The sequence below is a fragment of the Paraburkholderia gardini genome (genome assembly GCF_907164575.1).
GTDB classification, from domain to species: Bacteria; Pseudomonadota; Gammaproteobacteria; order Burkholderiales; family Burkholderiaceae; genus Paraburkholderia; species Paraburkholderia gardini.
Genome location: NZ_CAJQYY010000059.1, coordinates 1 through 4,930, shown reverse-complemented (window position 1 = coordinate 4,930; position 4,930 = coordinate 1). Strand labels below are relative to the sequence as shown.

General features: G+C 62.8%; 3 protein-coding genes. 2 read left to right on the top strand and 1 reads right to left on the bottom strand.

Going from position 1 to position 4,930, the window contains the following annotated elements; all coding sequences use genetic code 11:
* Positions 1-201: 201 nt before the first annotated feature.
* The gene (locus LPA34_RS26715; RefSeq protein WP_228984141.1) at positions 202-1,356 is read right to left on the bottom strand and encodes a hypothetical protein; all 1,155 of its coding nucleotides are present in this window, start codon (positions 1,354-1,356) and stop codon (positions 202-204) included.
* 572 nt (positions 1,357-1,928) lie between these two features.
* On the opposite strand from LPA34_RS26715, the gene LPA34_RS26710 reads away from it, so the two are divergent.
* Complete coding sequence (locus tag LPA34_RS26710) at positions 1,929-2,753, top strand: DUF932 domain-containing protein (RefSeq protein ID WP_228984139.1); 825 nt, start codon at positions 1,929-1,931, stop codon at positions 2,751-2,753.
* Positions 2,754-2,831: 78 nt separating this feature from the next.
* Positions 2,832-4,880 carry a ParB/RepB/Spo0J family partition protein gene (locus LPA34_RS26705; RefSeq protein WP_228984137.1) on the top strand — a complete coding sequence of 683 codons (2,049 nt, stop codon included), beginning with the start codon at positions 2,832-2,834 and terminating at the stop codon, positions 4,878-4,880.
* The last annotated feature ends 50 nt before the right edge of the window (positions 4,881-4,930 follow it).

Below are 4,930 nucleotides of genomic sequence, written 5' to 3'. Positions count from 1 at the left end.
GTCTGGCTCAATCCGGAGCGCATGCAACCGGCAGAACTAAAGCAGTTCGCGTGAAGTGACGCGACAAGTACGTTGACAACCGCCGTGACCGCGCCGTTGTTAGCTATCCAGGTCGAAACGGACTGATCTTCATTCCTCTTGAGGCGTAACCGTCTAACGCATCTTCGGAGAACAATGGCGGGTCGGAGGAGGGCGTTGCTTTTACGCTTGAAAGCGCGCCCGTAGCTCTGCTTCGATTTTCTGTCGTTCCGCTCGAAGATCCGTACTCTCGGGCAGGGCGATCCCCAGATCTTGAATCTGCCTGAGTTTTCTCCACGCTTCGTAGTCATGGAACGGATTGAGGCCCATCACGTTACCAAGACTTTGATCGGCCTGACCTACTGATGCCGATATGCGGGCGAAAGTGGCAATGGCGTGGCCGAGATTCCAGTCATTTACGAACAAGAGAAGTGCCGACAGCGCCAGCACGCAGGTTGCAACATCCCCATACTTACTTCGGTTGGACTTTTTGATTGGAGCGTAGTTCTCGGAAATAAACCGACCGAGCGCAAGGCTTTGCTCGTACTTGGGCTGAAGAAGCGTCGGGTCAAAAACAATTTCACCGTGATAACGCTTCGCCAACGACTCGATGCGGTCAACTTCCTGATGTAGCCACATGCGCTTCTCACGAAGAACATCCAGGGTCGCCTTATAACGCTCCCCGAGGATGCGCGCTGATTCTATTGACCAATCGAAACCCGGCATGGCTGCGATTTCGCGCGTGAGGGGTACTCCTTGTGGCAGTTGGCCCAGCGAGGGGCTGGCTATACGCCACAGCATGTCAAGCCATCTAGGTACTTGGGAATCGAGTGTCACCTGAAAAGATGTCTTGATCTTCTCCCTGAAAAACCACTCACGCATGTCGCGGATCGTCTTTTGGCCAAATGCGCCCGCGTGTATTCCGCTGCAAACGAGTTCACGGACAGCTTTGGTCAAATTTGAGTTGGTTGCCCCGAATTCGACCAAGTTTTCGGGTGTGAGGTTTGCCGATTCGTTCACGGCATAGTCGCACTGCGGGCGATGGCCTGGAGACACGAAGCGGAAACATGCCTGCCGTATTGCTTTTTTCGAGGTTCGAGAAATTGCTTCCTTGACGATATCCGCGCCGGTTACAAAACAGCATGGGCATTCGAGATCCATGCGCAGAAATTCCCGCCATGAATCGGGTATATGGTCGTCTCCTACAGACTCCTGTAGTGCATTCCTTCGAGACAAGACGTGAAGAACTTGCTCAACATCAAGTTCCTTTTCTTCCGAAATCGAATACGCGGTTAAAGGCATTGGACACCCGTAAGTCGTTGATGTCGCCGATTGCATGGCGTCTGGTTGGCTCGATAAGGTTGATGGTAACAAAGCGGATATCCACATGGCTCCGTTATGTGGCGCGAAAAACGTCACGCGATAAGCATCAATGAATTCGTGCGTCGCCCGCCAAGTCGGGCCGCGCTCTCGTGCTTCGCATCGAGTCTCGCTACACGAGTCTCGCCCCCTCCGGGCTTTCATCGCTGACGCCTACGGCCCGGATTCCTCGATCCGGGCCTGCGCGCTTCGCTTGCGTGCTGTCGGCATACAGGGATAGCCGTTGCCTGTCCAGCCGTCTCCCCTGACTTCATCACCTTGTCCGCGACTGTAGCCCGCGGCCGTGCGCCGTCAAGGCGCGCCGGGCCGTGTCCTCGGCTGCGCCTGCGGGCCGCACCAACCCGGCGCTTTCCTCCTTGACGGCACCCGTCCGCGCGCTCCTGACCGTCGCGGGCGATGAACTCAGGAAAGACGGTGGCAACGAGGCCGGCCCAGGTCTCTGCGCCGACCCCACCGGAAGTCCAAAGCGGGCTCCGAATCTAGGAATCCGGTGGGGTTTTCAACAGCCAACCCTTGTCAGGAGAAAGACCATGCAACTCGCTTCCCGTTTCGCTTCGCGCTCCCCCGTGCTGCGTTCGGAACATCCCTTGTCGGATGACCAAATCCGCACCGTAGCCCCGTCCATCTTCGCGGACGCCCCGCACGAAAGCCGCTCGCAGCGTTACAGCTATATCCCGACCGCCACCGTGCTGCAGGAATTGCGCGGCGAAGGCTTCGAGCCCTTCATGGTGTGCCAGACCCGCGTGCGGGCCGACGACCGCCGCGATTACACCAAACACATGATCCGGCTGCGCCACGCCAGCCAGATCAACGGGCGCGAAGCCAACGAAATCATCCTGCTGAACTCGCACGACGGCACGAGCAGCTATCAGATGCTCGCCGGCATGTTCCGCTTCGTGTGCCAGAACGGCCTCGTTTGCGGCGACACCGGGGCGGACGTGCGCGTACCGCACAAGGGCGACGTGGCCGCGCAGGTCATCGAAGGCGCTTACGAAGTTTTGCGCGGCTTCGACCGGGCGCAGGCTTCCCGCGATGCGATGCAGGCGATCACGCTGGACGCTGGGGAATCGGAAGTGTTTGCCCGCGCGGCGCTCGCGTTGAAGTACGACGAGGACAAGCCCGCGCCCATTACGGAATCGCAAATCCTGATGCCGCGCCGTCACGACGACAGCCGCCGCGACCTGTGGAGCGTGTTCAACCGCACGCAGGAAAACCTTATCAAAGGCGGCCTGTCCGCCCGCGCCGCGAACGGCCGCCGCCAGACCACGCGCCCGGTGCAGGGCATCGACAACGGCATTCGCCTCAATCGCGCCTTGTGGCTGCTGGCCGATGGCCTGCGCCAGTTGAAAGCCTGAATCCCCACGCGGCAGGGGCAGGCAGCAGCCCTTGCCGCTTCTCTCGCTGCTGCATCCCAACCGCTAGGAGTTATCACCATGAACGCCGTTACCCAAGCCGAAGCCATCGCCCTCGAAACCGCCACCGCGCTGGAAGTGGCCGATCCGACCAAGAACCTCATTTTGGTTCCGCTCTCGCAGTTGCTGCCGCGCCGCTCCAAGCGCAACGCGCGCACGACCCCGCGCCTGTCTATCCCCGAACTCGCTGCGAGCATTTCCCGCGTCGGCCTGCTGCAAAACCTGATCGTCATTCTTGCCGCCGATGGTGAGCAATACGAAGTGGTGGCGGGCGACCGTCGCCTGACCGCCTTGAAGCTGCTGGCGAAGAAAAAGCGCATCGTCGCCGACCATGAGGTGCCGTGCCTGCTGGTGCCCGATACGTCGGCCCGTACCGTCAGCCTTGCCGAAAACCTGTTGCGCGAGCAGATGCACCCCGCCGACCAGTTCGAGGCATTCGCCGCACTGGTCAAGGAAGGCCGCCCCATCGAGGACATTGCCGCCGACTTCGGCGTGTCCCCATTGACGGTGCAACGCCGCCTGAAACTGGCCGACGTGTCGCCGCGCCTGATGGCCGACTACCGCGCCGGGGCCGTGACGTTGGAGCAGTTGATGGCCCTCACCATCACCGACGATCACGCCGCGCAGGAAGCCGCGTACTACAGCGCGCCGGAATGGCAACGCGGTGCATCGGCACTGCGCGAGCGCCTGACCGAGCGCGAGATTGACGCCACGCATCCGGTGGTGCGCTTCGTCGGGCTGGACACCTACACGAAGGCGGGTGGCGGTCTCCGCCGCGACCTGTTCGCGGACGACGACAGCGGCACCTATCTGACCGATGCCGCATTGTTGGAGGCGCTGGTGCGCGGCAAGCTGGACGCGCTGGCCGAGGACGTGCGCAAAGAGGGTTGGGCGTGGGTGGAAGCCGTACCGCACATGAGCCATGCTGACCGGCAGACGTTCCAGAATGCACCGCGCCAGCGCCGCGAGCCGACCGCCCGCGAGGCCCGCCGCATCGCTTCGCTGCAAGGCCGTCTCGACAAGATCGACACGACGCTGGAAGAAGCCTACGACGCCGAGGACGAGGACAAGGTGGCAACGCAGGAAGAACGGCGCGAGCAGGTCGCCGAGGAACTGCAAGCCATCGAGGACGCCTTGCAGGACTACGCGCCGGACGTGTGCGCCGTGGCCGGTGCCATCGTCACGCTCGACCGCGAAGGCGAAGCCGTCATTCATCGCGGGCTGCTGCGCGAGGCGGAGGCCAAGGCGCTGCGCACGTTGCACCGGCTGCGGCAGGGTTTCGCGGAGGGTGCAGCCACGAACGAAGACGAAAGCGATGCCGATGACGAAGCGCCCAAGGCCGCGGATGTCTCCGACCGGCTGGCGCAGCGGTTGAGCGCCCACCGCACGGCGGCGCTGCAAATCGAAGTGGCGCAGCATCCGCACGTTGCACTGGCCGCGCTGGTGCATGGCATGGTGCAGACCGTCTTGCAGGCCGACGCCTACGGCGATGGCCTGCCGCTCGGCGTGCGCGTGAACGTACAAAACCGGCTGGAAGGCATGGCCCCGGATTGGCCGGATTCGCCTGCTGCCGTGGCCTTGCACACGTTGCAGGAAGTCGCGGGCGGAGCGTTGCCGCAGGACAGCGGCGAACTGTTCGTCGTGTTGCTGGCGAAGTCGCAAGACGAGCTGGTGCGGCTGCTGGCCGTGTGCGTCGCGGCGACGGTGGACGTCGTGACGCCGCGCGCCTCGCAGCGCCAGCCCGGCGCGGAACTGGCGCAGGCCGTGGGGCTGGACATGGCCGCATGGTGGAAGCCGACCGCCGAGGGCTATTTCCAGCACGTATCCAAGGCCGCGATTCTGGAAGCCGTCAGCCAGTACGCCCCGGCGCACGTCACCCGCCTGTCGAAACTCAAGAAGGCCGACATTGCCAGCGAAGCCGAGCGGTTGGCTAAGGACACCGGCTGGATGCCTGCGGTGTTCCAGACCGAACACCACACGGAGCCGGAAGGCGGACCGGATGCGGCGAGTGACACCGACACGACGGAAGAAGCCGCCGACAAGGTGGAAGCCCACGCGCTGGCCGCGTGACGGTGCAACATGGCCCCGGCGCGGTTTGCGCCGGGGCTTTCCTCGAACCG